Origin of the sequence: Aminobacter aminovorans, assembly GCF_900445235.1 — a bacterium.
Lineage (GTDB): Bacteria > Pseudomonadota > Alphaproteobacteria > Rhizobiales > Rhizobiaceae > Aminobacter > Aminobacter aminovorans.
The window spans coordinates 3,562,021-3,586,877 of sequence record NZ_UFSM01000001.1; the positions used below are offsets into that span (position 1 = coordinate 3,562,021).

Annotated in this window: 23 protein-coding genes and 1 pseudogene; 14 read left to right on the forward strand and 10 right to left on the reverse strand. The window is 63.1% G+C overall.

Annotation, left to right across the window (positions count from 1 at the left end):
- Positions 1-35 precede the first annotated feature (35 nt).
- The 3 genes from gpt to DY201_RS17565 all read left to right on the forward strand — a co-directional run bounded on the left by gpt (position 36) and on the right by DY201_RS17565 (position 5,707).
- Positions 36-533, forward strand: coding sequence for a xanthine phosphoribosyltransferase (gene gpt, locus DY201_RS17555; RefSeq protein ID WP_055970685.1), 498 nt, complete (start codon positions 36-38; stop codon positions 531-533).
- 250 nt (positions 534-783) lie between these two features.
- Entirely contained in the window at positions 784-1,275 is a 492-nt protein-coding gene (locus DY201_RS17560; protein WP_115732303.1) for an NUDIX hydrolase, read from the forward strand.
- A gap of 631 nt (positions 1,276-1,906) precedes the next feature.
- On the forward strand, positions 1,907-5,707 hold the full coding sequence (locus DY201_RS17565; protein WP_115732304.1) for a vitamin B12-dependent ribonucleotide reductase: 3,801 nt from the start codon (positions 1,907-1,909) through the stop codon (positions 5,705-5,707).
- Between the two features lie 411 nt (positions 5,708-6,118).
- On the opposite strand, the gene DY201_RS17570 is transcribed toward DY201_RS17565, so the two are convergent.
- Positions 6,119-6,466, reverse strand: a complete 348-nt coding sequence (locus tag DY201_RS17570) for a RidA family protein (protein ID WP_115732305.1) — start codon at positions 6,464-6,466, stop codon at positions 6,119-6,121.
- 741 nt (positions 6,467-7,207) lie between these two features.
- Positions 7,208-7,699 carry an acyl-CoA thioesterase gene (locus DY201_RS17575; protein ID WP_245432026.1) on the reverse strand — a complete coding sequence of 164 codons (492 nt, stop codon included), beginning with the start codon at positions 7,697-7,699 and terminating at the stop codon, positions 7,208-7,210.
- 272 nt (positions 7,700-7,971) lie between these two features.
- Between DY201_RS17575 and DY201_RS29280 the strand changes: the two genes are divergently transcribed.
- Together DY201_RS29280 and DY201_RS29285 are read left to right on the forward strand one after the other, a co-directional pair.
- The gene (locus DY201_RS29280; protein WP_207904338.1) at positions 7,972-8,244 is read left to right on the forward strand and encodes an aspartyl/asparaginyl beta-hydroxylase domain-containing protein; all 273 of its coding nucleotides are present in this window, start codon (positions 7,972-7,974) and stop codon (positions 8,242-8,244) included.
- Between the two features lie 66 nt (positions 8,245-8,310).
- Positions 8,311-8,931, forward strand: a pseudogene (locus tag DY201_RS29285) (aspartyl/asparaginyl beta-hydroxylase domain-containing protein); the annotation flags it as partial.
- A 95-nt stretch (positions 8,932-9,026) separates the two neighbouring features.
- Here DY201_RS29285 and DY201_RS17585 read toward each other — a convergent pair.
- Entirely contained in the window at positions 9,027-9,476 is a 450-nt protein-coding gene (locus DY201_RS17585; protein WP_131922359.1) for a hypothetical protein, read from the reverse strand.
- A gap of 234 nt (positions 9,477-9,710) precedes the next feature.
- Here DY201_RS17585 and DY201_RS17590 point away from each other — a divergent pair, with 234 nt between their 5' ends.
- Positions 9,711-10,562: an alpha/beta hydrolase gene (locus DY201_RS17590; RefSeq protein WP_165915949.1), complete on the forward strand. Its 852-nt coding sequence runs from the start codon at positions 9,711-9,713 to the stop codon at positions 10,560-10,562.
- Between the two features lie 308 nt (positions 10,563-10,870).
- Positions 10,871-11,302 (forward strand): hypothetical protein, encoded by a 432-nt coding sequence (locus DY201_RS17595; protein WP_115732308.1) that lies wholly within the window; start codon positions 10,871-10,873, stop codon positions 11,300-11,302.
- A 60-nt stretch (positions 11,303-11,362) separates the two neighbouring features.
- Here DY201_RS17595 and minE read toward each other — a convergent pair whose 3' ends face one another.
- Genes minE through minC form a run of 3 tightly spaced genes read right to left on the reverse strand, consistent with a single transcriptional unit; the run spans position 11,363 to position 13,160 of the window.
- Complete coding sequence (gene minE, locus DY201_RS17600; protein ID WP_067961364.1) at positions 11,363-11,632, reverse strand: cell division topological specificity factor MinE; 270 nt, start codon at positions 11,630-11,632, stop codon at positions 11,363-11,365.
- Positions 11,629-12,444: a septum site-determining protein MinD gene (gene minD, locus DY201_RS17605; RefSeq protein ID WP_115732309.1), complete on the reverse strand. Its 816-nt coding sequence runs from the start codon at positions 12,442-12,444 to the stop codon at positions 11,629-11,631. Before minD ends, minE begins: the two co-directional genes overlap by 4 nt.
- 17 nt (positions 12,445-12,461) lie before the next feature.
- A complete protein-coding gene (gene minC / locus DY201_RS17610) occupies positions 12,462-13,160 on the reverse strand; it encodes a septum site-determining protein MinC (protein ID WP_115732310.1) in 699 nt (232 codons plus the stop codon).
- 312 nt (positions 13,161-13,472) lie between these two features.
- Between minC and DY201_RS17615 the strand changes: the two genes are divergently transcribed.
- On the forward strand, positions 13,473-14,162 hold the full coding sequence (locus DY201_RS17615) for a lysoplasmalogenase (RefSeq protein ID WP_115732311.1): 690 nt from the start codon (positions 13,473-13,475) through the stop codon (positions 14,160-14,162).
- Positions 14,149-15,573: a coniferyl aldehyde dehydrogenase gene (locus tag DY201_RS17620; protein ID WP_115732312.1), complete on the forward strand. Its 1,425-nt coding sequence runs from the start codon at positions 14,149-14,151 to the stop codon at positions 15,571-15,573. Before DY201_RS17615 ends, DY201_RS17620 begins: the two co-directional genes overlap by 14 nt.
- Before the next feature lie 10 nt (positions 15,574-15,583).
- Here the strand turns inward: DY201_RS17620 and DY201_RS17625 are convergent, their stop codons facing one another.
- From DY201_RS17625 to DY201_RS29530, 3 genes are all read right to left on the reverse strand, one after another.
- Positions 15,584-16,030, reverse strand: a complete 447-nt coding sequence (locus DY201_RS17625) for a DUF1801 domain-containing protein (protein ID WP_245432027.1) — start codon at positions 16,028-16,030, stop codon at positions 15,584-15,586.
- Between the two features lie 84 nt (positions 16,031-16,114).
- Positions 16,115-17,008, reverse strand: coding sequence for a DMT family transporter (locus DY201_RS17630; protein ID WP_115733848.1), 894 nt, complete (start codon positions 17,006-17,008; stop codon positions 16,115-16,117).
- Between the two features lie 210 nt (positions 17,009-17,218).
- A complete protein-coding gene (locus DY201_RS29530; RefSeq protein ID WP_245432157.1) occupies positions 17,219-17,389 on the reverse strand; it encodes a hypothetical protein in 171 nt (56 codons plus the stop codon).
- Between DY201_RS29530 and DY201_RS17635 the strand changes: the two genes are divergently transcribed.
- The 5 genes from DY201_RS17635 (at position 17,337) to DY201_RS29240 (ending at position 21,374) form a co-directional block, all read left to right on the forward strand.
- The gene (locus DY201_RS17635) at positions 17,337-17,990 is read left to right on the forward strand and encodes a hypothetical protein (protein ID WP_245432136.1); all 654 of its coding nucleotides are present in this window, start codon (positions 17,337-17,339) and stop codon (positions 17,988-17,990) included. The genes DY201_RS29530 and DY201_RS17635 overlap by 53 nt on opposite strands.
- Positions 17,991-18,098: 108 nt before the next feature.
- Positions 18,099-18,821, forward strand: a complete 723-nt coding sequence (locus DY201_RS17640; RefSeq protein ID WP_115732314.1) for an SGNH/GDSL hydrolase family protein — start codon at positions 18,099-18,101, stop codon at positions 18,819-18,821.
- A gap of 138 nt (positions 18,822-18,959) precedes the next feature.
- Entirely contained in the window at positions 18,960-20,030 is a 1,071-nt protein-coding gene (locus tag DY201_RS17645) for a YeiH family protein (protein ID WP_115732315.1), read from the forward strand.
- Between the two features lie 16 nt (positions 20,031-20,046).
- A complete protein-coding gene (locus DY201_RS17650; protein WP_115732316.1) occupies positions 20,047-20,940 on the forward strand; it encodes a LysR substrate-binding domain-containing protein in 894 nt (297 codons plus the stop codon).
- Positions 20,941-20,993: 53 nt separating this feature from the next.
- On the forward strand, positions 20,994-21,374 hold the full coding sequence (locus tag DY201_RS29240; protein WP_174969010.1) for an NlpC/P60 family protein: 381 nt from the start codon (positions 20,994-20,996) through the stop codon (positions 21,372-21,374).
- A gap of 27 nt (positions 21,375-21,401) precedes the next feature.
- Here the strand turns inward: DY201_RS29240 and DY201_RS17660 are convergent, their stop codons facing one another.
- Positions 21,402-24,701: an autotransporter domain-containing protein gene (locus tag DY201_RS17660; RefSeq protein ID WP_115732317.1), complete on the reverse strand. Its 3,300-nt coding sequence runs from the start codon at positions 24,699-24,701 to the stop codon at positions 21,402-21,404.
- Between the last annotated feature and the right edge of the window lie 156 nt (positions 24,702-24,857).

Here is a 24,857-nt window from a genome sequence, read left to right on the forward strand (position 1 = left end):
CGCCATCTGGCGCGCCGAGCCGGAGTGCGCGTCAAATGTCCCTTCCCGAAAAAGCCTTTCCCGTATCCTGGGACCAGTTCCATCGCGACGCGCGTGCGCTCGCCTGGCGCCTCGCCGGCGTCAATCCGCAGTGGAAGGCGATCGTCTGCATCACCCGTGGCGGCCTGGTGCCGGCGGCGATCATCTCGCGCGAACTCGGCATCCGGCTGATCGAGACGATCTGCATCGCCTCTTATCACGACTACACCTCACAGGGTCAGTTGCAGGTGCTGAAGGAGATCACGCCGTCGCTGCTCGAAGGCGAAGGTGAAAACGTGCTGATCGTCGACGACTTGACCGACACCGGCAAGACAGCGGCGATCGTTCGTGCGATGATGCCCAAGGCGCATTTCGCCACCGTCTACGCCAAGCCAAAAGGCCGGCCGCTGGTCGACACATTCGTCACCGAAGTGTCGCAGGATACCTGGATTTATTTCCCATGGGATCTCGGCTTCACTTACCAGAAGCCGATCGCCGAAGACCACATGGGCTGACCTTCCGTCCGGCACCGTCAAAGCAGTTTTCGAAGCCCTGCCGTCCGAGCGCCGCGCGTCCTGTTTGGACGCGCAACGGACGCTCTGGCAACCCTGGTTCCGCATCATGCTTTTGCGAGAATCGAATTCGGTTTTCGGGTCGGTGCGCGCCAGGCGTTTTCGTTATCAATCTATTTACTTTTGTTACGGAGTATTAACCCTACAATTTGTGACGCGGCGCATGATTCTACAGGTCGAGTAGGGGCTGCCGATGCTGATGAAGCCTGTCTATCACAACCATCTGGTCGAGCGCATTCGCCGGCTTTTCGGTGCTCCGGCCTGCAGGCTCCAGGTCGCCGCCCTGCCCTGGCACCGTATCTCCACCGGCATCGAGATCATGCTCATCACCAGCCGCGACACCGGCCGCTGGGTCCTGCCCAAGGGCTGGCCGGAACCAGCCGAACGGCTGTGCGAGACCGCGGCGCGCGAAGCGAGCGAGGAAGCCGGCCTCAGCGGTTCGGTCGACACCCACGAAGCCGGCCGCTACTTCTATCTCAAGGAACTGTCCAGCGGCGAGCAGGTCGCCTGCGAGGTGCTCGTGTATCCGCTCGAGGTGCGCAAGGTCGCCGAGAAGTGGAAAGAGCGACGGCAGCGCACGCGCAAGTGGGTCTCTCCAGGCGAGGCGGCACGCATGGTCAACGAACCCGATCTTTGCCGGCTGATCGCGTCCTTCGGCGCCGCGCACGGAAAATTCGCCGCCTGAGCAAGCGCCCGCCCGGGCCCGCCCGGGCTTGCGGCCCATCCCGACCGCTCTTTCGCCGGCTTCGTTCACGCGGCCGGTTCTCCCCGTTATCCACACAAGTGACACACAAGATGTTGGGGTCACAAAATCTGCATAAACGACTTCTTGACGTTAAAGGCCGAGTCGCTTTTTATGACTCAAGCGCGCTTGTTGAGCACGTGACCGGAAAGTTCTGAGGCCGGTCCTTTTCTCCAGATTTAGTGAGTTCCCGCTCGCATTTGCACCCGCTCAGGCGGGGCATTCTGGCGCGCGGTTCCGAGGTGTCCAAGAGGTTGCGGGTAAAAATTGGGGACTGGCGGAAATCTTCTGTTAACACTATATTTAGTGTTTGCAGGCAGCCTGAACGCTAGATAGTGTGAGTTATCCCTCCATGAGGGAGTCGCAATCAAAGTTTCAGTTCGACGGGTCCGGTGCGGGCCGCAGGCTTGAGGAAGCAGTCCCCGCAAGGGGATTCTCCAGTCAAGCGGCGGCTAACCCGGAAAATGGCAACCGGCTGCCCAGGCAACCGGATCAAAAGGGCTTGTGTCTTTCGCATCGGCAACGGGAAATTTCCCGCGAAAGACGCTATATATAGACAAAAGGAAATCGACCGATGCGCATCGAGCGGCGTTTCACCAAGGATGGACAATCGGCCTATGCGGAGATCGAATTCCGCAAGGCGCTCTCCGAGATCAAGAATCCGGATGGCTCGGTGGTCTTCCGGCTCGACAACATCGACGTCCCGGCGCAGTTCAGCCAGGTCGCGGCCGACATCCTGGCGCAGAAGTATTTCCGCAAGGCCGGCGTGCCTGCCCGCCTGAAGAAGGTCGAGGAGAACGACGTCCCCTCCTTCCTGTGGCGCTCGGTTCCCGACGAAGCCGAATTGGAAAAGCTGCCCGAGAACGAACGCTACGGCTCCGAGACCGACGCCCGTCAGGTTTTCGACCGCCTCGCCGGCACCTGGACCTACTGGGGCTGGAAGGGCGGCTATTTCAAGTCAGAGGGCGACGCCCGCGCCTTCAAGGACGAGCTGTCCTACATGCTCGCCACCCAGCGCGTCGCGCCGAACTCGCCACAGTGGTTCAACACCGGCCTGCACTGGGCCTATGGCATCGACGGCCCCGGCCAGGGCCACTTCTATGTCGACCCCTTCACCGGCAAGCTGACCAAGTCCAAGTCGGCTTATGAGCACCCGCAGCCGCACGCCTGCTTCATCCAGTCGGTCGCCGACGACCTCGTCAACGAGGGCGGCATCATGGATCTGTGGGTGCGCGAGGCGCGCCTGTTCAAATATGGCTCTGGCACCGGCTCGAACTTCTCGCACCTGCGCGGCGAAGGTGAAAAGCTGTCCGGCGGCGGCCGTTCGTCCGGCCTGATGAGCTTCCTCAAGATCGGCGACCGCGCCGCCGGCGCCATCAAGTCGGGCGGCACCACCCGCCGCGCCGCAAAGATGGTCGTCGTCGACGCCGACCACCCCGACATCGAGGCCTATATCGACTGGAAGGTGAAGGAAGAGCAGAAAGTCGCGGCTCTCGTCACCGGCTCCAAGATCGTCAAGCAGCACCTCGCCAAGATCATGGCTGCCTGCGTCAACTGCGAAGGCCAGGATGACGATTGTTTCGATCCGGCGATCAACACCGCGCTGAAGCGCGAGATCAAGGCCGCCAAGAAGAATTCGGTGCCGGAGAACTACATCTACCGCGTCATCCAGTTCGCCAAGCAGGGCTACACTTCGATCGAGTTCAAGACCTACGACACCGATTGGGATTCGGAAGCCTACCTCACCGTCTCCGGCCAGAACTCCAACAACTCGGTCTCGCTCAAGGACGACTTCCTGCGCGCCGTCGAGCAGGATGGCGACTGGCACCTGACCGCCCGCAAGGACGGCAAGGTGCTGAAGACGCTGAAGGCGCGCGACCTCTGGGAAAAGATCGGCTACGCCGCCTGGGCTTCGGCCGATCCGGGCCTGCACTTCAACACCACGATGAACGATTGGCACACCTGCGCCTCGGCGGGTGCCATCCGTGCGTCGAACCCGTGCTCGGAATATATGTTCCTCGACGACACGGCCTGCAACCTCGCCTCGATCAACCTCTTGCCCTACCGCAACCGTGACGGCACCATCGACATCGCGGCCTACGAGCACACGGTGCGCCTGTGGACCGTCGTGCTCGAAATCTCGGTCATGATGGCGCAGTTCCCGTCCAAGGAAATCGCCAAGCTGTCCTACGAGTACCGCACGCTTGGCCTCGGCTACGCCAATATCGGCGGCCTGCTGATGACCTCCGGCATTCCTTATGACTCCGACGAGGGCCGCGCCATCGGCGGTGCGCTGACCGCGATCATGACCGGCGTTGCATACGCCACCTCGGCCGAGATGGCCTCCGAACTCGGCGCCTTCCCCGACTACGACCGCAACGCCGCAAACATGCTGCGCGTCATGCGCAACCACCGCCGTGCTGCCTATGGCGAGGCGACCGGCTACGAACAGCTGTCGGTCAACCCGGTGCCGCTGGTCGCCTCCGACCTCAAGCAGCAGGAGCTGGTCAGCCACGCCCGCGCCGCCTGGGACCAGGCCATCGCGCTCGGCGAAAAGCACGGCTACCGCAACGCCCAGGCAACCGTGATCGCGCCGACCGGCACGATCGGCCTCGTCATGGACTGCGACACGACCGGCATCGAGCCCGACTTCGCACTGGTCAAGTTCAAGAAGCTCGCCGGCGGCGGCTACTTCAAGATCATCAACCGCGCCGTGCCTGAGGCACTGCGCACGCTCGGCTACACCGAGGCCCAGATCGCCGAGATCGAGGCCTATGCCGTCGGCCATGGCAATCTCAACCAGGCCCCCGGCATCAACCCGGGCTCTTTGAAGGCCAAGGGCTTCACCGACGAGAAGATCGAAGCGCTGAATGCAGCGCTCAAGAGCGCCTTCGACATCAAGTTCGTGTTCAACCAGTGGACGCTGGGTGCCGACTGGGTGAAGGAGACCTTCGGCTTCACCGACGCGCAGCTGAACGACTTCTCGTTCGAAATCCTGCCGGCAATCGGCTTCTCCAGGAAAGACATCGAAGCCGCCAACATCCATGTCTGCGGCGCCATGACCCTCGAAGGCGCGCCGTTCCTCAAGGACGAGCACCTTGCCGTGTTCGACTGCGCCAATCCGTGCGGCAAGATCGGCAAGCGCTACCTCTCGGTCGACAGCCATATCCGCATGATGGCGGCGGCCCAGCCCTTCATCTCGGGTGCCATCTCCAAGACCATCAACATGCCCAACGAGGCGACGGTCGAGGACTGCAAGAGCGCCTACATGCTGTCGTGGAAGCTGGCGCTCAAGGCCAACGCGCTCTACCGCGACGGCTCCAAACTGTCGCAGCCGCTGAATGCTTCGCTGATCGCCGACGGGGACGAGGATGAAGACGAGGTCGTCGAGGCGCTGATCGCAGCCCCCGCCGCCGCCAAGGCGGTGCAGGTCACCGAAAAGATCGTCGAGCGCGTCATCGAGCGGCTTTACCGTGAGCGCGAAAAGCTGCCGAACCGCCGCAAGGGCTACACCCAGAAGGCCGTCGTCGGCGGCCACAAGGTCTATCTCCGTACCGGCGAGTTCGACGACGGCCGCCTGGGCGAGATCTTCATCGACATGCACAAGGAAGGTGCTGCCTTCCGCGCGATGATGAACAACTTCGCCATCTCGATCTCGCTCGGCCTGCAGTACGGCGTGCCGCTCGACGAATATGTCGAGGCCTTCACCTTCACCAAGTTCGAGCCGGCCGGCATGGTCATCGGCAACGATGCCATCAAGAACGCCACCTCGATCCTCGACTACGTCTTCCGCGAGCTCGCCGTCAGCTATCTCGGCCGCCACGACCTCGCCCATGTCGACCAGTCGGACTTCGACAAGACGGCACTCGGCAAGGGCATCACCGAAGGCAAGGCCCTGCCCTTCTCCAGGGGCCTGACCCGCGGCGCCTCCCCACTCAAGGTCGTCTCCGGCGTTGCCGGCAACGATCCGAAGGGCATGGCAGCGGCTCCCTCCGGGACCACCATCCCGGCACGCGCTGCGCCGGTAACCGCCTTCTCCGGCTCCAACGTGCTGTCGCTGGCCCCCAAGGCCGCCATCTCGATGGAAGAATCGACCGCCTACAAGCGTGACTACGAGGAGCGCGCCAAGGAACTGGTCGAGGAAATCGCGATCGAGGAGACCATGGAGGAAACGGTCACCACCTCGTCGCTGTTCACCGACGCCGCCGCCCAGGAAGCCGCCGACGCCAAGAAAGTCGCCGCCGACCGCCGCGCCAAGTCGATGCTGCAGGGCTACACCGGCAACTCCTGCTCGGAGTGCCAGAACTTCACCATGGTCCGCAACGGCACCTGCGAGAAGTGCGACACCTGCGGCGCAACGAGCGGCTGCAGCTGAGTTTGGCCCACGCCGCCATTCATTGAGATCGCAAATAGGCCGCCTCAGTGCGGCCTATTCTGTTGAGAGGCGCATGTGGATCGTGCACTCCGCTAAGACGAGCTCATTCCTTGGTAGCAATACCGAGCCAGCTATCAGGGCTGGCAATACTAGTTCGCCCACCCGCAAGCAGGCGGAGGCCAATCTCGGAAACGTTCGCCGCCAGTTTGTAACGACGCAAACATAGCCGCTCTTCGTCATTCCAGGGCGAAGCAGCAAAGCGACGTCGCGGAGACCCTGAGATTCAGGCCATCCATAGCATTGCGGCAGTGCTCAAACGGTTCAGAACGCCCGCCTTCTCGTCATCCTAGGGTCAAGCCTCTGGGATGACGAAGCGGAGAGGCCGCGCTCGCCCCCCGCGTTCCCGCCCCTCTACCGAGCGGCTACCGCAGTGATTTCCACGTCGAGATCAGGATAAGCGAGCCTGGATTCGACCGTCGCCCTCGCCGGCGCCTCGCCGGGAACGACCCAGCTGTCCCAGGCCTCGTTCATCTGGTCGAAGTTCGACATGTCAGCCAGATAGATCTGCACCATGGCGAGGTTCCTCTTTGTCACTCCGGCCTGCACCAGCGTCTCGTCCAGCAACTGAAGGACCTCTTCCGTCTGTTCGCGCACCGATTGGCCACGCGTCTTCTCGGCGGTGTGGCCGGCGACGAATATCAGGTTGCCGACGACGACGGCGTCGCTCCAGCGGGCATCGGGATTTATTCTTTCAAGCATCGGATCATCCTCTGTCGCGACTTCGCCGCACTGCTTTGCGCAATCCAGCCGACGACAGCCTATGTTTGATAGGTCGCCCAAGAGCAAGGGATGTTGGTCGGTGGCTGCTCCACACAGCGCTGGCGCCGCTAATCTTCGCCCGCGTCGCTACGGCCCAAAAGCACCCCCTCAAACTCCCGCCTCAGTTCGCGGCGCAGTTCGGCTGCGCGATGGCGGCGCCGGTCGTTGCCGGTCGACGGCACGAAAGGCGGAATCCGCGTCGGTCGGCCGTCCTTGTCCGCTGCCACCATCTGAGAAGTAGCAAGAGCTGGTATGGTCACCCGTCTCGAAGCTCAGGCCGCAATGACCACGGGGGCAGTGCCCAAGCCCATCGGCTGCGCCCATTCACGAACGAGATCGGCCCCCAGCCGCTCCATAAGACGAACAGACTATATCAACCCACCCAATGAGCTAATTGTCTCTGTACCCCCTACAAGCGTAGGATTTGAGTTTGGGAAGGTGGGGTAGTGCGCCGACGCGGTGCCTTAAATCCTAGGTGTGAGTATTGCGTCGGCTGCCCCACCCCAACGCCCACCGCGCAATGCAGACGGCCCGACTTGGTAACTCCAAGCGGGCCGCTCTTGCGAGTGGGTGCCGTCACGTAGAGCTCAGGCTCGAAAGTTTGAGCGCGGCTCTTGTTCACGCCATCGCCACGGCCAAGAGACAGAGGCGACGGGGTGCACCACCCAGCGCAAAGGCCTGCTACTCTTGGATGGCGTTCGCCGCAGCCTTAAAGCGCCCCTCGAACTCCCGCCTCAGCTCGCGGCGTAGTTCGGCTGCGTGATGGCGACGCCTGTCGATGTCGGTCGACGGCACGAAAGGCGGAATCTCAGTCGGGCGGCCATCCTCATCCACTGCCACCATGGTGAAATAGCAGGAGTTGGTATGGCGCCGCTGGCCGGAGCGGATGTTTTCGGCCTCGACGTGGATACCGATTTCCATCGAGGTGCGGCCGGCAAAATTGACCGAAGCCCGGAAGGTGACAAGTTCGCCGACATCGATCGGTTCCCGGAACACCACCTGGTCGACCGACAGCGTGACGGCATATTTGTTGGAATAGCGAGACGCACATGAAAACGCGACACGGTCGAGGAGATTGAGCAAGGCGCCGCCATGCACCTTGCCACTAAAATTCGCCATCTCGGGCGTCATCAGCACGACCATCTCGAGCCGGCGCGTGTCCCTGTCTTCCACCTATGAGCCTTCCCGATGGTAACAGCCGCATTCGACCACATTTGATGCGGATCGAACACTGGCCGTGTCGCAAGATCGTCAGATTTCAGACTGGCCGGAACGATCGGGAGGATGCCGGCTTCGACCGAGCACCACTTGCCATAGCCAGCCCAAGCCTCATTCGAGGTCTCTGCCAAAGCCGATCGGCGCCGCCAAGCAAGGAGCAGCCGCGCAATGCTGCGGCAATCTGCCATGTCTACTCCGTCGCGCGGAAGGTTTGCGAAGGAGAACTTATGCAAGTTTCCGCGATCATTTTGGCGTTTTGTGCCGCAAGTATCTTGTACGTCTACCGCTTCAGGGGTGAAGCTCGTTACAAAAATCTGACCGAGTACATTCGCAAAGGCTGGCCGATCTTCACGCCCTTCAATTGCGTGCTGTTCATGACCACGCTGCGACGCGGGTCAAAGGCCGTACTCGACCCAGCCGAGTTCCCGGAAACTCACCTGTTGCGCCAGAACTGGCAGGCTATCCGCGACGAAGGGCTGGAGCTTGTGCGCCAGGGCTAATTCGACGCCACCAAACGTCCGGGCACGGCTGGCTCCTACGATGTCGGCTTTCGGACGTTCTTCAAATATGGCTGGAGCAGGTTCTACATCTATTGGTACGGCTACACACACCACTCCGCGATGCGGCTCTGCCCAAGGACGGTAGAACTGTTGCGACAGGTTCCAGCGGTGCATGGAGCCATGTTCGCCTTCTTGCCGGCGCGCGCGCAGCTTAGTCGGCATGCCGACCCGCTCGCTGTGTCCCTGCGCTATCACCTCGGCCTTGCCACACCCAACTCCGACGCCTGCTTCATCAACGTCGATGGCCAAAACCAGAGCTGGCGCGATGGCGAGGTGCTGATGTTCGACGAGACCTATTTGCACTACGTCCGCAACGACACCGATAGCGACCGCCTCATCCTCATGTGCGACGTCAAGCGCCCGCTCAATCCGATCGGGGCACTGTTCAACTTCCTCTACCAGGGCATAACGCGCGCCTCGGTCGTGCCCAACACGCCGGAAGACCATCGTGGCTTGGCCAACAGGACCTTTGCTTGGCTTTCGCCCTTGCTGGCGCGCATCAAGGGACTGAAGTCGACCAATCGGCCACTGTATTACACCATCAAGCGATCGGTGAATGTCCTGCTCGTGCTGCTGTTGGTAGGTTTGGCAACCGGCGTCGCTCAGTTGCTTGGCAGCCTGGTTTGAAAGCAAGGCATAGCTGACAGCGCAGAAGAGCCATTCTCAAACCCGGAATACGGCGGGTGAGAGGGCGAGCATTACCAGATCGGTAGCCGCCCCTTTCAACACCGCCTTACCCCGCCTCGCCTCGCGCAGCGCTTCGAGCCGCCGCGCACGCTCTGGTCTGCCAGCGCCGGCCCGGCGTCCGCATCTGTGATGCCGTAGCGCTTGTAGAATTCGGCATTGTCGCGTTCGATCTGTGCGCGCATCAGCTTGTCGTGGCGGATGATCATCGCGTCGCGGGCGGCCCTGCCCGCCGCAGTGGTGACGAGACTGCCGGCACCCATCGGTATCATCGAGGCTGCCGCACCCGCCACGCCTTGCGCGGTGCCCAGGGCGGCGGCCTCCGCCATCATCTGCTTTTCGAGGTTGCGCGTGTCATCGGAAAAATCGGGACCTTCGAAGCTCGACTCGGTGGCCGTCGTGCAGGCCATCAATGTCAGCGACATCGCCGCGGCCTGCACCACCATGCAGATCGAACGCGCCTGCGTCATGTACCTTGTACCAGCCATTCGCCAACCTCCTCGCGCCGACCGACACATGCCGGCAGCATGGCTGGCCGAACGACCGCCATCGCCCACCTCTAATGGCGATGGAATGCCGCGTCTTGGACACAGCGGAACGACCTATGCAGGAAAGGAATACGCATGATCGGCGATGTGGCCTGCGATGCCGCTGCTTGCGTGCCGAGCCCGACACGGTCACACTTCCCGCCGCCTCGCGGTGAGGCTTTCAGGGGGATGGCTATGACACAGGCATGGGGAACGGGTTCGACTGAAGAAACATTCGAGGGCAAGGGAGGACTGAAGATCTTCCTCAGATCCCGGCAGCCCGAAGGCAAGGCGCGCGCGGTGATCGTCATCTGCCACGGCGTCAACTCCCATGGCGGCCAATATGGCTGGGCGGCGGAACAGTTCACAGCGCAAGGTTTCGCTGTCTTCGCGCTCGATTTGCGCGGGCGTGGCAAATCGGAGGGCGAGCGCTTCTTCGTCGAGGACGTGGCCGACTATGTGAGCGACCTCACCGGTGCCGTGAAAATCGCCAAGTCGCACAACTCCGGTCTGCCGGTCTTCCTTCTCGGTCACAGCGCCGGCGGCGTCGTTTCGTCCGTCTACACGCTGGAAAACCAGTCCGAGCTTGCGGGCTTCATCTGCGAGAGCTTTGCCTTCCAGGTGCCGGCTCCGGGCTTTGCCCTGGCCGCCATCAAGGGGCTCAGCCACATCGCGCCGCGCCTGCCGGTACTGAAGCTCAAGAACGAGGATTTCTCCCGCGACCCGGAGGCGGTGGCCGCGCTCAACAACGATCCGCTGATCGCCCACGAGGTCCAGCCGGCGCTGACGGTCGCCGCGCTTGTCCGCGCCGACGAGCGGCTGCGCGAGGAATTCCCACAGATCACGCTGCCGGTGCTGATCATGCACGGCACAGAAGACAAGGCCACCGTCTGCCACGGCAGCGAATTCTTCTTCGAGACCGTCGGCTCCGAGGACAAGACGCTAAAGCTCTATGAGGGGCACTATCACGATCTGCTCAACGACTACGGCAAAGAAGGCGTCATTGCCGACATGTCAGCCTGGATCGACAACCACCTGCCGGCGTGAACCATCGGCGCGAGAAAGGCGGCTCGCGTCCGCAACGCATGCCGCGATCCAGAACGCACGGTTCATCGTTAAGCAACGCTACTCTGGCCGCAGGCATCACCAAGAAGCGAGCGCTGTTTTGTCGGCTGCGTTCGCTTGTCGATTGCGTCGACACAACAAACCAGCCGACTGCGTAAAAATCTCCTGTAAGAAAGGCGCGCTGTACTTCTGGAAAATCATTCCTCAAAGACCGGGCCGGGTAAAAATTTCTTCACTGGACATCGCTAGCCCCTGGGGCAAACTGTCTCCTGGGGTGCGAAGGAGGAGATATGCGCGCAAGAACAGCTACCGTCGGGGACCTCGAAGTGGTCTTCCACGACCTGTCGAAGCGAATGTCCGACGAGTATGCCGCCGCAGGCAAGGACGCCAAAAGCGCCTATGACAATCTGATGATGAACCTGAAGGAAGGACGAGCCCATGCGCTCGTCGAAGGCGATCGCCCGGTGGCGATCATTGCCTGGCATGAGAATTCGGACGCAGCCGAAACGCTGTTTGCCGCCCAGGACGAATTCTTCGCCGCCCCCACCGTGCGCTTCTGCAAGCGCCACATCCGTCGGATCCAGCAGCTCGCCGGCAACGTCCCGATCCGCTCGCGCGGTTGGCTCGATCGCCCGGAGGTCACACGCTGGTTCCGCATCATCGGCTATGTCGAACGTGGCCGGCAGCATGGCGCCCTGCTGTTCGAGCTCCCGCCAGCCTAGCCATCCGCACCCGCTTTCACTGCGCAGACACGGCGCCTGGCGGCGCCGTGCATATTTCGTTCAGATCGCCGCGGCGGCCTTTATGCCGGCGTTGGGAATATGGATGTCGATTTCCAGCGTCGAGGTGGTGGCGCCGCGATCCATGGTGATCTTGACGTCGTCCTGGTTGACCTGGACGTGCTTGGCGATCACCGCAATGATCTCCTCGCGCAGCACGGCGACGAGGTCAGGCTGGTTGCGGTTGTTGCGCTCATAGGCGAGCAGCACCTGAAGGCGCTCGCGCGCCACCGGCGCACTGCCGCCACGCTTGAAGAAGTCGAGAAGCTTCATGCGACCCTCCTTCCCAGAAGACGGTTAAGGAGACCTTTCTTCTCGACCGGCGTGACCATCGGCACCTCCTCGCCCTGCAGCCGCTTGGCGGCGTCTGCATAGGCGCGGGCGGCCGCATTTGTCGGCTCGTTCAGCGTGACCGGCGAGCCGACATTGGAGGCGCGCAGCACGCCCTGGCTCTCCGGGATGATGCCGAGCAACGGCACCGACAGGATTTCCAGCACGTCGTCGATGCTGAGCATCTCGCCGCGTGCCGCGCGACCGGCGTCGTAGCGGGTCACCAGCACATGCTTGGTGACGCTCTCGCCCTGCTCGGCCTTCAGCGTCTTGGAATCGAGCAAGCCGATGATGCGGTCGGAATCGCGCACCGAGCTTACTTCCGGATTGGTGACGATGACCGCTTCGTCGGCAAAGCGCATCGCCAGCTGGGCGCCGCGCTCGATGCCGGCCGGGCTGTCACACAGCACGTAGTCGAACTTTTCGCGCAGCGTATTGATGACGCCGGCGACGCCCTCTTCGGTCAGCGCGTCCTTGTCGCGGGTCTGCGAAGCCGGCAGCAGGAACAACGATTCGACGCGCTTGTCGCGGATCAGGGCCTGCGCCAGCTTGGCCTGGCCCTGGGTGACGTTGACGAGGTCAAAGACGACGCGGCGCTCGGCGCCCATCACCAGGTCGAGATTGCGCAGGCCAACGTCGAAATCGATCAGCACCACCTTCTTGCCGGACTGGGCGAGCACGGCGCCGAGGGCGGCCGTCGAGGTCGTCTTGCCGACGCCGCCCTTGCCAGATGTGACGACCACTACCTTGCCCATGTTGTTGTCTCCGTTTGTCAATTGAGGGGCGCGACCTGGATGGCGTTGTCGTCCAGGTGAACCTGGATCGCCTTGCCGCGCATCGACGGTTCCATATCCTCGGCGGTGCGGTACCAACCGTCGACCGCCAGAAGCTCGGCCTCGTTCCTGCGGCAGAAGATGCGCGCACTGCGGTCGCCCCATGCGCCGGCAAAGGCGCGGCCGCGCAGCGTGCCGTAGACGTGGATCGAGCCGCCGGCGAGGATTTCAGAGCCGAAACTGGCCGAGCCCATGACGATCACGTCGCCATGCGGATGCACGATCGACTGGCCGGAGCGCACCGGCTGCTCGACGATCAGCGTCTTCGACAGCGAGGGTTCCGCCGGCTGCTCGGCCTTTGCCAGCGCCTCGGCGTCCGCCTGTTCTTCCTCGATCATCGTCTTCCTGGCACCGGCCAGTTTGGGCGGCAACTCGTCGCCGAGCGAATCGACGTAATCGGCCTCGATCGCATAAGTCCTGATGCCGCGCTCGGCGATCAATGCCACCAGCGCGCCGATTTCGCCGGCCTGCGGCTTCAGCACATTGAGGTCGAGCACCACCGGCCGGCCCTTGAAAAAGCCGGGAGAATTCTCGATCCAGCGATCAAGATCCTGCAGCCATTGCTCCAGCGGCGCCTCGGGCACAAGCGCAAAGGCAACGAACGAACGGGCGCGGAAACGGATGGATTTGTTCTGCATCTGGGGCGCAAATCACCGGCGGGACTTCAGGGAGGTCGCGGTGTAGGCGATGGTGAACGAAACGTAAACTGCAATTCGCCTTACAGCCTGCAATACGCCTGATGTGTCTCCTTTGCGCGACGACACCGCGCCTGCGCCTCGGCAATTCCGCAGGATTCGCCGCTCCTGGCTCCGCCTTCGAGCCAATTCGTCCATACGGCCAGAGGCAACCGCACCTTCCCGCACCTTACGTTCCGGTAACTGGACAAACCGTCGAAAACATTGGCTTATCCTGACACTGGCAGCACGAGGGGAGCGCGCGGCGTGGGCACAATGCATTCGACATCAAGGAACAAGGCGCTCTATTGGCTGTTCACCATCTGCGCGGTGCTGGCCATCCTGGGCAGCCTCATCGCGCCCGACAACAGCTCGCCCTGGCGCTGGTTGCATTACCTCACCAAGCCGACGGCGACGCTTCTTCTGCTCGTCGCGGTACTGCGCGGCATGGGCTCGCGTGCCTATGGGCTGCCGATTGCCATAGGCCTGGGCTTCGCCGCAGCGGGTGATTTCTTCCTGATGCTGCCGGGCGACTATTTCCTTGCCGGCCTCGTCTGTTTCCTGCTCACCCACTGCGCCTATATCTGGGCGCTGACCCGCGATTCCAGCTTCGGCGGCAACCTCGCCATCTTCGCGCTCTTCGCGATACTGGCTGCAGCGGTCTTCGCCGGCCTGTGGTCGCACCTGCCCAGCCCCATGCGCGTTCCGGTTGCGATCTACGCACTGGTGCTTGCCGCCATGGCAGCGCAAGCGCTGTCGCGCGACCGCCAGCTGGCAGGCACGCCAGGGCAGCGGGCGGCACGTCTTGCAGCGCTCGGCGGCCTGTTCTTCATGGTCAGCGACACGGTGCTTGCTTATGGCCGCTTCCGCTGGAACATTCCCTACAATGCAATCTGGGTGCTCGGCACCTATTATGCCGCGCAGTATCTCTTTGCCCGCTCGACGGAAAACGATGCTCAAGCCTGACGACAGCCAGCCCGACCTCAAGGCGACCTTCGACACGCTGCGCGCAGCGTGGCTCGAGACGCGACCGTCCGCTGACCAGCGCGTCGACGACCTCAAGCGCCTGCAGCGCGCCTTCGGCAAACGTCTGGACGAGATGGTCGAGGCGATCAGCGCCGATTTCGGCCATCGATCCCGTCATGAAAGCCTGCTCGGCGAAGGCAGCGTCGTGTTGTCGGAGATCAAACACACGCTGCGCAAGCTGAAATCCTGGATGAAACCCGAGCGCCGCTCGGCCGGCTGGAAGCTTTTGCCCGCCAGCGCCGAGATCCGCCACATACCGCTTGGCGTCGTCGGCATCATCGCGCCGTGGAACTACCCGGTGAACCTGGCGCTGGCGCCACTTGTCGCAGCCATCGCTGCCGGCAACCACGTCTTCCTCAAGCCCTCCGAGCACACGCCGCGCACGGCAGCCTTTCTGCAATCGCTGCTGTCAGAGGTTTTTCCGCCATCGCGAGTGGCCGTAGCGCAAGGCGGCGCCGAGCTGTCGGCGGCATTTTCCGAGCTGCCCTTCGACCATCTGTTCTTCACCGGCTCGACCGCGGTTGGCCGCAAGGTAATGGCCGCTGCCGCCCGCAACCTGACGCCAGTGACGCTCGAACTCGGCGGCAAGTCGCCGGCGATCGTTTCCCCGAGTGCCAATCTCGAACGCGCCGCCCGGCGCATTGCCACCGGAAAATTCTTCAATGCCGGCCAGACCTGCATCGCGCCCGACTATGTGCTGGTGTCGCGGGAAAAGCGCGACGAGCTTGTCCGCCTCATCAAGCAGGAGGTCAGCGCCCGCTACAACGACAAGCAAGGTTTTGACGACTACACATCCATCGTAAATGAAGCCCAATTCGCCCGCTTGAACGGCCTGCTGGAAGACGCAGCGGCGCGTGGCCATGAGCGGGTTCCGCTGCTCGACCCGGCCTCACTACCCGCCGGCCGGGAGCGACTGCTGGCACCGACAGCGGTGCTGGACCCTGCCTCCGACAGCGCCGTCATGCGCGACGAGATCTTTGGGCCGATCCTGCCCGTCGTCGGCTACATCTCGCTCGACGAGGCCATCGCCTATGTCGGGGAACGCGACCGCCCGCTGGCGCTCTATTGCTTCGGCGACGACAAGGCCGAGATTGAGGCGATGCTGCAGAGCATCGTCGCCGGCGGCGTCTGCGTCAACGACACGCTTTACCAGTTCGCCTGCGCGGACCTGCCCTTCGGTGGCGTCGGTGCCTCGGGAATGGGCCACTATCACGGCCGCGAGGGGTTTCTCACCTTCTCCAAGGCGATGCCGGTATTGCGCAAATATGAGCCCTCGGCCAGCGATCTGATCCGCCCGCCCTACAAGGGGCTGACCAATTGGCTGGTGCGGCTGGTGACGAAACTGCACTGACCCGAAAGCGTCAGTTCTGCCGCCGATGATAGGTCAGCGCCGTCGCCAGGCAGATCTTCAGCGGAGCCTCAGGCAGGGGGGCGGCGACTTCGAGCAGGATCGCCCTGTTGCCCTGATAGGCAAAGACATCGCGGAAATGCGTGCGAAAACTGTCGACCAGCGTGGTGCGGCAGTTGAAATACACCGCGCATGTCTGGCCGCCCGGTCTCGGCCAGCCGAGCCGGATGGTGGTGCCGCTGCCACTGGCTTCGGTCAGATAGGCCGGCTCGCCCCATTTCAGTGTTTCCGTCAGTGGCCCGACGCCCGAAGTCTCTGCCGCCGTCGACAGGATCAGCGAGCGAACCTCAAGCAGACGCCCGCGCACCGGCGCAGGAAAGGCAGCGAAAGCCGCTGCCACCGCCCCGGGCATTGCGGTGTCAGCCTGAAGACGATCCATCACGTCGGCCCGGTGCATCATCGCGTGCTCCCTGCCGTATGAGGATGGCATGATCCGAATTGACAAATCCTGCTGAACACCAGGCGTTCGCACCGCCTGCCTGCTTCACTTCATGAACAGCAGCGCCATGCCGGCGACCACCAGTGCTGCGCCTGCCCAGGCGCCGCCGGCCGGACGCTCGCCTGTCTTGGCCCACAGCATCGGCAGTATGATCACGGGCGACGTCGCCGACAGCGTCGAGACGATGCCGACCTTGCCGCCCGACAGCGCAAACAGCAGCAGCGTCATGCCGATGGCGAGCGCGATGACACCGGTCAGCGCCGTGAGTACCGCTACCCTCCAGGTCAGCGGCCCCTTCGGCTTCACAGCGGGGATCGGCAGTTGCAACAGAACGGTCAGGCAGAAGGCGGCAATGCCGACGCGCATCATCGATGCCAGGAACGGGTCGATGCCAGTCGCCATCACCGGTCGCGCAATGATCGAGCCGATCGCCTGGCCGGTCGCGGCCCCGAGGCCAAGCGCCACGCCGATCCACAGTGGCCCCTTCACCGTCTCCCAGGCATGCAGTTGGTCGCGGCGCTTGCCGAACAGAATCGCCAGCAGCACGCCGGCGCAGGTCAGCCCGATGCCGGCGGCGGCCTTGGCGGAAAGATCCTCGCCCAGCACCATCCAGCCAAGCACTGCGGCAATCGGCGCATTGAGCGCAAACAGGATGCCGGAGCGGCGCGGGCCGAGCCGGTTCAGCGCCGCAAACAGCAGCGTGTCGCCGGCAAAGATGCCGATCAGGCCCGACAAAAGCAGCGGTCCGGCAACGCTGGCGTCAAGCTCGCGCCATGTGCCGGTCGCCAGCACATAGACAGCCAGCAACCCGGTGACGAAGAGCTGGCGCAGCCGATTGAACGCCGGCGCGCCGAGATGGCCGGCTGGCCCAGCCGAGATCAGCCCGGTAACGGCCCAGCATGTCGCGGCACCCAGTGCTGCAATCTCGTAAACAGGCATCGGCGACTCGGCATGCAAGAGGAACGAAAGGCCGAGAGATACCAGAGGCGAAGATGGCATGAAATCCGCCCTGGACCGCACGCCGGGCAAGCGGCAGCCCTCTCCTGACAATTGTCGCCGAACCCATGCCTTGCTCCGATTGGACAGACTGGCGCAATGTGGAAGCTCAATCTATGTAAGCCACCGGGAATCAAGCAGGCCGCTCCGGCTTTACTGACGTTTGGAAAGGCCGTTTTCGAGAATGCTAAATAAGCTTATCGAAATATTGGGTAGATCTGCTTCCAGCATGATATTGGTTACCGCCAGTGACAGCAGCCATGCCTGCTCATTGCTCAATCTTCTGGCCAGCGCGCGCCGGCATGAACCCACGGTGTCAGCCATCGTCTACGACCTCGGCCTGACGCCAGACCAGGCATTGTCCGTCACGAGCCTCGGTTGCGAGCTCAGGCAGTTCGATTTCGCCAGCTACCCCGCCTTCGTCGACATCCGTAAATCGGCCGGCCAATATGCGTGGAAACCGCAGATCATCAGCACCGTTGCCCGGGAAAGGCCCGGCATCGTCTGCTGGATGGACGCCGGCAACATAATTGCCGAGCCGCTGCTCCAGCTACGCCGGGAGACCGCGCGTTTCGGCTACTACAGCGCCAGCTCCTCCGGAACGCTTGGCGCATGGACGCATCCTGGCATGCTCCGCTATCTCGGCCTGCCGGCTGGTTGGAGGGCGGACGCGGCGAACCTGAATGGGGCATGCATCGCCTTCGACGCCCGCAACCCCACAGCCGTCGACCTGCTTGAGCGATGGGCAAATCTGTCCCTGATCGAAGACTGCATCGCCCCCAAGGGCTCCGACCGCAGCAATCATCGCCAGGACCAGTCGCTCCTGACCGTCCTTGCATATATGGCAGGCCGCCCGGCCAAGGCGTCGACAAAACTGCTGGGCTACCGCATCCACCAGGACGTAGAGGACCAGGTCTCTGCCTGATATGCTCGAACTGACCGGAGCGATTGCCATGGCGCTGTCAAAGGAGGCAGGCAAGCCCCGACCCCATGCCACGTATCGTCTTTCTCATCTCGAACACGTTGCAGACGCATGACCTTGATGACGCTGGGCGACAGCCATTCGCTGTTCAGTTTTGCAGGCGTGGCCAACGCGAAGATGTACTGGCGTGGCCCAGTTACCATGCACAGAGCCGCCCGGGATGGCATCGCTTCCTTGATTCCCAGGAACTGTCGCCCCAAGTCAGGTGACGTGCTCATCCTCTCCTTCGGAGAGATCGACAGCAGGACGCACATTCCTCGCCTTGCCCGCGCCAACGGCCGTCCGACTTCGGAAGAAACCGACCTCCTGCTCGATCGCTTCGAAGAAGCGCTACGGCACTTTCTGGCAACATGCCCGGCGATCGTCGCCCTGTCATGCATCGTGCCATTCAATGCCGCGTTTCTGGAGCCACAATGGTACGGCAGCGACGATGAGTGCCGCGTCGATGTGAAGGCGATCCGTGACCGGATGAACGCCCGCATGGCAGCGATGGGCGTTCCGTTCGTCGACTTCCGCGAAGGCTACAGCTTGCCTGACGGCTCGATCATCCCGGAATTTTCCGATGACAACGTGCATATAGACGCGCGCCACTCCGAACCGGTGCTGGCCGCCCTGCATGCTGCATTGCCTGGCGATTTCAGTTTTCGCGAACCGCCCTGGCCACCCATGCCGTTGGCGGAGGGTCCATATCAATCGCCTTGGAAGCGGTTTCGCCGAGCGGTCCGGGCTCGCTTCAAGGCAATCTTGTTTAAGACACGCTCTGGCGAAACCTAAGCGCTGCGGCAGCAACCAAAGCGCCCAGAGCCTACGACCCAACCAATCGCTTCCCTCGAACGATTCAAGCGAAATAACGCGTTGGATTGATCAAGAGCCGGCGCATAGCTTGAACCTGAAATCGACAGGTCCAAGCCCATGCATGCTCTTGCCCGAACCGAAACTGCAATTCCCACCACCCGCAAGCAGGCAGGGCGCCACAAGCTGCGACCTGGTTACGACAGCGCCAAGCTGGTGCCCGGGCTGCTGCTTGCGGCAGGCATCGCCGGGCTCGCCTTCGCGCTGCGCAACCTGCCCGGCCTTTCCAGCTTCAGCCCGATGATCATTGCGATCATCCTGGGCATCGCCTTTCACAATCTCTTTGGCACGCCCGTGGGCGCCAAATCGGGCGTGGCGTTCTCGATGCGCAAGGTGCTGCGTTTCGCCATCATCCTGCTTGGACTGCAACTGACCGCCAGCCAGGTCGCCGATGTCGGCGTCACTGGGGTCGCGATCATCGCCACCACACTTGTCGCTACCTTCGCTTTCACGCTGTGGCTCGGCCGGCTGATCGGTGTCGACGCCAAGCTTGCCGAGCTGATCGCCGCCGGCACCTCGATCTGTGGTGCTTCCGCCGTCATCGCCACCAACACGGTGACCAAGGCGCCCGACGAGGACGTCGCCTATGCGGTTGCGTGCGTCACCGTCTTCGGCTCGATCGCGATGTTTGTCTATCCGCTTCTGCCCGGGTTGTTCCAGCTTGGTCCGCATGCCTATGGGCTGTGGGCTGGCGCGTCGATCCACGAGATCGCCCAGGTCGTCGCAGCCGCCTTCCAGGACGGCCAGCAGGCAGGCGAGTTCGGCACGGTGGCCAAGCTCACCCGCGTGATGATGCTGGCGCCTGTTGTGATAGCGCTTGGCCTTGCCGCCCGCCAGCGCGCGCGGTCGTCGCGCGTGGCCCACAGCAGCCCTCCAGCCCCGATGCCCTGGTTCGTGCTCGGCTTCATCGCCATGGTCGGCGTCAACAGCGTCATCGACATTCCTATCGAGGCAAAGTCCTGGACCGTTACGTCAACCACCTTCCTGCTGACCATGGCGCTCGCCGCCATGGGGCTGGAAACCGACATCCGCAAGCTCAGGGCCAAGGGGCTCCGTCCACTCTTTCTTGGCCTCGCCGCGTTCCTTTTCATCGCGACTTTCTCTCTAATGCTGGTCAAGCTTCTGGACTGAGACCGAAAGGAAAGCCGTGACCCTCGAACAGCTCCGGATCTTCGTTGCGGTCGCCGAACGCGAACACGTTACCCAGGCCGCCCAAGCGCTGAACCTGACGCAATCGGCCACCAGTGCCGCGGTGTCGGCGCTGGAGGCGCGTTACCAGACGAAGCTGTTCGACCGCGTCGGCCGCCGCATCGTGCTGACCGACGCCGGCCGCATCTTCCTGTCCGAGGCGCGCGCCGTTCTGGCCCGCGCCGTTTCCGCCGAAGTCGTGCTCGCCGATCTCGCCGGCCTCAAGCGCGGCTCGCTCAAGCTGGCCGGCAGCCAGACGGTCGCCAATTACTGGCTGCCATCGATCGCGCATCGTTTCCAACAGCGCTTTCCCGGCATAGCGCTCGGCATTGCCATCGGCAACACCGAGACGGTCGCAGCGCAGATCCATGACGGCTCGGCCGATCTCGGCTTTGTCGAGGGCGAAGTCGACGATCCGGCACTTGCCATCGAACCGGTCGCCGAAGACGAGCTGGTGCTGGTCGCCGTCACGGGTCATCCATGGACCGTCACGCCACCCTCCTCTGCCGAAGAGCTGAAGTCGCAGCGCTGGGTCGTGCGCGAGCAAGGTTCGGGCACGCGCGCCCATTTCGAAGCGATACGGGCGTTGCGCGGCGTCGCGACCGGCAGCCTCGACGTCGCGCTCGAGCTGCCATCGAACGAATCGGTGCGCGCGGCGGTGGAAGCAGGTGCCGGGGTCGCCATCATGTCGCGCCTCGTGGCACACGCCTCGCTCAAGGCAGGCACGCTTGTCGCCATCGACTTCGCTTTGCCTAAGCGCAGTTTCTTCGTGCTCCGCCACAAGGAGCGTTACGCCACCCGCGCCGCGCGCGAATTCCTGGCGCTGGTCAGGAGCGGCGGCGTCCACGACTGATCCGCTTCGGCGGACACAATGCTGGCATCGTCATCCTCGCGGAAATGTCGCGCATGCCCATGATTGTCGACATGTCAGGAATTTCCGGAGCCATCCCGCCCGTCGAGCTGCCGCGCGGCGCCTTCGTCTTCTTCGACATGACCGGCGAGCTGTTCGACGTCACAACCAACTATGGCCATGTCGGGCTTTGCCTTTGCGACGGTCGCATCGTCCATGCCTGGGACGAGGTTCGCATCGACGACATCCGCGCCGTCGAAGCACTTGAATCCGCCGAAGGCTGGACCCAGCCGCGCTACACCGGCTGGGCACCTGTCGAGCGCATCCTGCAGGGCCATCAGATCGGGCAAGTCCAGCATCCGCGGCCACGGCCCCATGGCCGCGGATGCCTTGTTCGACGCCAGTGGCTTCTCGGTCCTCACCCTGCCGGCACATGATCGCCGGCAGGACAGAGTTCGCAGTTTCTAGAAATTGACTGCAAGCTTGGCGTCGATGCCGTGGTCGGAGGCACCATTGCTCAGCTGGCCGGTGTAGCTGATGCCGAGTTTTGCCTTCGGCGCGATGGCAAAGTCGATGCCGGCGCCCAGAACCGCCGCATTCCTGGCGATCGGCGTGCCCGCCACCTCGAAACCCTCGGAGCCAGCGAAGGCAACCGACGAGACCGGCGTGACGTCGCCGAAGGCGTGGCGCCAGCCGATCGTGCCGCGCACAGTGGCATTGACTGCGCCGAGCGCGACATCTGTCGAGCCGCGAACGCCTAGTGTCGTGAAGGTGACGTCGTTACGCGCGGCCTGGCTCGACAGCGCTGCCGCCCCGCCCATCTCGGTGAAGGCGTCGGTGCGCAGGTTGACGTAGGACAGGCTGGAGAAGCCTTCGATGGCCAAGCGACCTGCATCGACCTTGTAGCTCGCCTCACCGAACAGTTGTGCCGTGCCGCCGTCATACTTCGCGGTCAGAGCATCAGAGAAGCCGGTAAACGCAACCGAGCGTGCGGTGTCGAAACGGTGCCAGCTGTAGGTCGCACCGGCCGTCAGCCCGAAAGCGCCAAGCCGCGTACCGGCATTGATGCCGAGATGGTAGTTGTCACTGCGGCCACTGGACGAGCCGTCCGCCACGTCGAAGGACGACCGGCTGTAGCCGGCAAGCACACCGACGCGCCAGCTGTCGCCGACCATCGCGTCGGCGCCGCCGACAATGCCGCCGCTGCTGCGCTCGAAGCCCATCGCGTTGCCGTCGCCGTCGGCGCTCCCCCATGAACCGAAGGCGCGGCTCCACAGAGCGAAGCGATCGGTATCGGCAGCCGCGATCTCGAGCCCGCCATCGCCATAAGCCATCACGGGCATGGCGGCAGCAGGCGCATCGCCGAACGCCTGGTCGATACGGCTGGTGGCGGCATCGAGCAAGATACCGCCGTCCTGCATCATCACCCCTTGTGCCGATGCGTGCACCTCACCCGAGAGCTGGCCAAACGCCAGCTGTGCGCCTGCCTCGTCGAGATTAACGACGGCAGTATAAGCCGCATTGTCGAAACCGGTGCTTTCGAGCGCCGCGGCGGCCGCCTTCTGGTTCGGCGTCGTGCCGACATCGGCAAATGTGATGTCATTGCGGTTGAGCGTCAGCGTCACATCGTTGGCGCCATAGGCCAGCGACGGATCGAGGAAGGCAAGGTTAGAACTGACATAGGCAAACGTGCCGGTCACGCCACCATCGGCAGTGACGATCTTGTAGAGCGTCTGCGGCGCATAGGCATTGCCGCTCGCCAGGGTCAGCACCGATCCACCCTTAAGGTTCGCCTTGCCCGTGGCAGCAACCCTGTCGCTTTCACCCTTGTCGTTGGCCTCGACCTCGAATTTCGATCCCGCCTCGAAGGTAAGGTCGCCTGCGACATTGATGGTGCCGATCGAATTGCCGGGCGAAAGCGTGCCGCCGGAGGCAACCACGGTGTTGCCGAGCGTACCGATGCCACCCAGCATGCCGCCGGCACCAATGGTTACCAGCTTCGACGAAGCGATCGAGCCCTGCACCGAAAGCGCACCCGCCTTGACGATGGTCTCGCCGGTGTAGCTGTGGGTGCCGTCGAGCAGCAGCGTGCCGAGGCCGAGCTTGGTCAGGTTGCCTGTGCCCGAAATCGCCTTGTTGATGCCAACCACGTTGCTTGCGTCGGCAATGTCAAGCGAGCCGCCGCCCACCTCCAGCACGACGCTGCGGCCGAGCACATGCATGTCGGTGCCGGCAACCCTCAAGCTGCCGCCATCAAGCCTGAGCTTCGCCTGTTCGCCGCCGAGCGCCGCATCCTCCTCGACGATGACAGTGCCGCCATCGGCGACCCTCGTTTCGCCGATGAAGCTGTGGTCATCGATGCAATAGTCGCGGATCGCCTGCTGAAAGCGTGCATCGGTGCTCTTGCAGTCGAGCAGCGTCTTTTTCTCGGCGTCCGTCAGACCGGCCAGGATCGGCATGCCGTTGTCGTCGGAGATCTGGCCGAGATAGACGTCGTTGCGCATGTTATTGCGCGACAGGAAGAACTCCTTGCCTTTCTCGCCGAAGGTCGAGGCATCCTTGCCCCACTCAAGTCGCGTCCTGGCCGTGCCATTGTCATCATAGGTCTCGAGCTGCGGCCCGACCCAACGCAGCGTATGCGCCACCGGCTCGTGGTCGGACATCGGCGTCTTGGAACCATCAGGATTGGTCACGTAGCTGACGTCGGTGATGACGCCGAGATAGGGATCGGCCGGATCGTCATTGATCGCCCACCATTTGCCAAAGGGGCGCGACGCGAGGAAATGGTCGATCTTGACCCGATGCCAGCTGCCCCAGGTGTTGGTCGCGTCCTCACCATGCGAAGGCCAGGTCACAGAGCCGTCATTCAGCCCATGCGGCGTGAACTGCTCGCGTTCGCCCGGTAGCTGCAGCAGCTGGTATTGCTTTTTCAGGATATTCATCGTCTGCGGCAGGTTGCCGGCCACAGGATACATCTCGTCGGCGAACAGGCCGGACGGCACCGTCGCCGCGTCGATCTGCGATCCGGGCTTGCCCTTCCACTGGGCGATGAAGGCGTCGAGCTGGGTCTGATCCTTGGCGTATTGCTTGAGCAGATTGAGATAAAACGCGTTGGTCGGGTTCTTGGTGTAGATCTTGAGCAGCCGCTCCTGCTGGCTGATCGAGTGCAGGCCGCGCTCGGAGACGTCGCCTGCGTTGAAATCGCCGGTCAGGATCACCGGCCCGGTCTGCGACATCGCCCAGTTGTTCAAGGCCTTGGCCTGGCTGATGCGGTTGGTCGGCTCGTCATAATAGTTGAGATGGGTGGTGCCGACGATCGTCTGCGGCCGCTTCGCCGTGCCGTCAACCTTGGTGTAGGTCGCAACCGCACCCGAGGTGAAGGCGCCGAACGTACCCGGCAGGCGCGAGAAGACGCCGACGTCGCTGTCCTGGCGTGTGCCGTAGGTGCCGAGACCGGCAGCCTGCATCAGGCCGGGCAGATCGCGGGCATAGGTACTGTTGGCGCGGAATTCCTGGAAGGTCAGGACGTCGTAATTGCCCTTGATGAAGAAGTCGGCTGCGACCGCGGGGTTGGGCTTGAAGCGGTCGAGCCAGGTGTTCAGCGTGAGTATCCTGATCGAATCCTCCGCCGCCTGCGCTGCCATCGCTGACATCGCCAAGGTCGTGCCGCACAAAAGTGCGGCGGCTAGCGCGTGCAAGCGCCTCTGGTGCTGGCCGTGGGTGGCGGCCGGCAGCTCCGTCACGCCGTTGTGGATCGTCGTCATCGCGTTACTCCGTTTTTGCGATGCGACCGCGCATTGTCACAAATCCGCCAGGGCCAGCGTGCGAATGACATGTTGCGGTCACTTAAAAAGTACGAAAACGGACATTAATGATGATAGATGTCACTTTTACAACATTTTTGGATTTGGACACGATTG

What these genes read in the sequence shown, in the direction of transcription:
- gpt (WP_055970685.1), top strand. Translation starts at nt 36, where the DNA reads ATGTCCCTTCCCGAAAAAGCCTTTCCCGTATCCTGGGACCAGTTCCAT.
- DY201_RS17560 (WP_115732303.1), top strand. Translation starts at nt 784, where the DNA reads ATGCTGATGAAGCCTGTCTATCACAACCATCTGGTCGAGCGCATTCGC.
- DY201_RS17565 (WP_115732304.1), top strand. Translation starts at nt 1,907, where the DNA reads ATGCGCATCGAGCGGCGTTTCACCAAGGATGGACAATCGGCCTATGCG.
- DY201_RS17570 (WP_115732305.1), bottom strand. Translation starts at nt 6,466, where the DNA reads ATGCTTGAAAGAATAAATCCCGATGCCCGCTGGAGCGACGCCGTCGTC.
- DY201_RS29280 (WP_207904338.1), top strand. Translation starts at nt 7,972, where the DNA reads ATGCAAGTTTCCGCGATCATTTTGGCGTTTTGTGCCGCAAGTATCTTG.
- DY201_RS17585 (WP_131922359.1), bottom strand. Translation starts at nt 9,476, where the DNA reads ATGGCTGGTACAAGGTACATGACGCAGGCGCGTTCGATCTGCATGGTG.
- DY201_RS17590 (WP_165915949.1), top strand. Translation starts at nt 9,711, where the DNA reads ATGACACAGGCATGGGGAACGGGTTCGACTGAAGAAACATTCGAGGGC.
- DY201_RS17595 (WP_115732308.1), top strand. Translation starts at nt 10,871, where the DNA reads ATGCGCGCAAGAACAGCTACCGTCGGGGACCTCGAAGTGGTCTTCCAC.
- minE (WP_067961364.1), bottom strand. Translation starts at nt 11,632, where the DNA reads ATGAAGCTTCTCGACTTCTTCAAGCGTGGCGGCAGTGCGCCGGTGGCG.
- minD (WP_115732309.1), bottom strand. Translation starts at nt 12,444, where the DNA reads ATGGGCAAGGTAGTGGTCGTCACATCTGGCAAGGGCGGCGTCGGCAAG.
- minC (WP_115732310.1), bottom strand. Translation starts at nt 13,160, where the DNA reads ATGCAGAACAAATCCATCCGTTTCCGCGCCCGTTCGTTCGTTGCCTTT.
- DY201_RS17615 (WP_115732311.1), top strand. Translation starts at nt 13,473, where the DNA reads ATGCATTCGACATCAAGGAACAAGGCGCTCTATTGGCTGTTCACCATC.
- DY201_RS17620 (WP_115732312.1), top strand. Translation starts at nt 14,149, where the DNA reads ATGCTCAAGCCTGACGACAGCCAGCCCGACCTCAAGGCGACCTTCGAC.
- DY201_RS17625 (WP_245432027.1), bottom strand. Translation starts at nt 16,030, where the DNA reads ATGATGCACCGGGCCGACGTGATGGATCGTCTTCAGGCTGACACCGCA.
- DY201_RS17630 (WP_115733848.1), bottom strand. Translation starts at nt 17,008, where the DNA reads ATGCCTGTTTACGAGATTGCAGCACTGGGTGCCGCGACATGCTGGGCC.
- DY201_RS29530 (WP_245432157.1), bottom strand. Translation starts at nt 17,389, where the DNA reads ATGGCTGACACCGTGGGTTCATGCCGGCGCGCGCTGGCCAGAAGATTG.
- DY201_RS17640 (WP_115732314.1), top strand. Translation starts at nt 18,099, where the DNA reads ATGACCTTGATGACGCTGGGCGACAGCCATTCGCTGTTCAGTTTTGCA.
- DY201_RS17645 (WP_115732315.1), top strand. Translation starts at nt 18,960, where the DNA reads ATGCATGCTCTTGCCCGAACCGAAACTGCAATTCCCACCACCCGCAAG.
- DY201_RS29240 (WP_174969010.1), top strand. Translation starts at nt 20,994, where the DNA reads ATGCCCATGATTGTCGACATGTCAGGAATTTCCGGAGCCATCCCGCCC.
- DY201_RS17660 (WP_115732317.1), bottom strand. Translation starts at nt 24,701, where the DNA reads ATGACGACGATCCACAACGGCGTGACGGAGCTGCCGGCCGCCACCCAC.